The organism is Paraburkholderia elongata, assembly GCF_013177735.1.
Lineage (GTDB): Bacteria > Pseudomonadota > Gammaproteobacteria > Burkholderiales > Burkholderiaceae > Paraburkholderia > Paraburkholderia elongata.
The window spans coordinates 1-713 of record NZ_WOEZ01000353.1; the positions used below are offsets into that span (position 1 = coordinate 1).

The 713-nt window shown below is 60.9% G+C and carries 2 protein-coding genes; both read right to left on the bottom strand.

All coding sequences use genetic code 11. From position 1 onward, the window contains the following. The coding region (locus tag GNZ13_RS54725; RefSeq protein WP_172179105.1) for an ATP-binding cassette domain-containing protein at positions 1-166 on the bottom strand (166 nt) is incomplete at its 3' end. Further along, positions 166-713: ABC transporter ATP-binding protein (locus tag GNZ13_RS54730; RefSeq protein WP_172179106.1), on the bottom strand; the 548-nt coding region annotated here is incomplete at its 5' end. The genes GNZ13_RS54730 and GNZ13_RS54725, both read right to left, overlap by 1 nt.

Genomic DNA, 713 nt, shown 5'->3' on the forward strand with positions numbered 1-713 from the left:
GCTTCAGACCCGTGATCGCCTTCATCGTCGTGGTCTTGCCCGCGCCGTTCGCGCCGATCAGCGTCACCAGTTCGCCCTGCGCGACTTCGAGGTCGATGCCCTTGACTGCCTGGATGCCGCCGTAATTGACCTGCAGGCCCTTGATTTTCAACATTGCCGTAGCCATTAGTGGACCCCCGCACCCAGATAAGCTTCGATCACCTTCGGATCCTTCTGCACGTCTTGCGGAAGACCCTGCGCAATCACCTTGCCGTAGTCGAGCACCGTCATCTGGTTGCACAGACCCATCACCAGTTTCACGTCGTGCTCGATCAGGAGAATCGTCTTGCCGTCGGTGCGGATCTTGTCGAGCAGCTTGGTCAGTTCGACCTTTTCCGTTGCGTTCATGCCGGCAGCCGGTTCATCCAGTGCGAGCAGCTTCGGATCCGTTGCCAGCGCGCGGGCGATTTCCAGACGACGCTGGTGGCCATACGACAGGTTGCGCGACGTGTAGTCCGCGTACTGCGCGATGCCGACGTATTCCAGCAGTTCGACTGCGCGTTCCTTGATCTCGCGCTCTTCCTTGCGCTCGGCCGGCGTCTGGAACACCGCGCCGATCAGGCCGTGCTTCGTGCGCACGTGGCGCCCCACCATCACGTTTTCCAACGCGGTCATGCCGCCGAACAAACGGATGTTCTGGAACGTACGCGCAATACCCGCCTTCGCCACCTGAT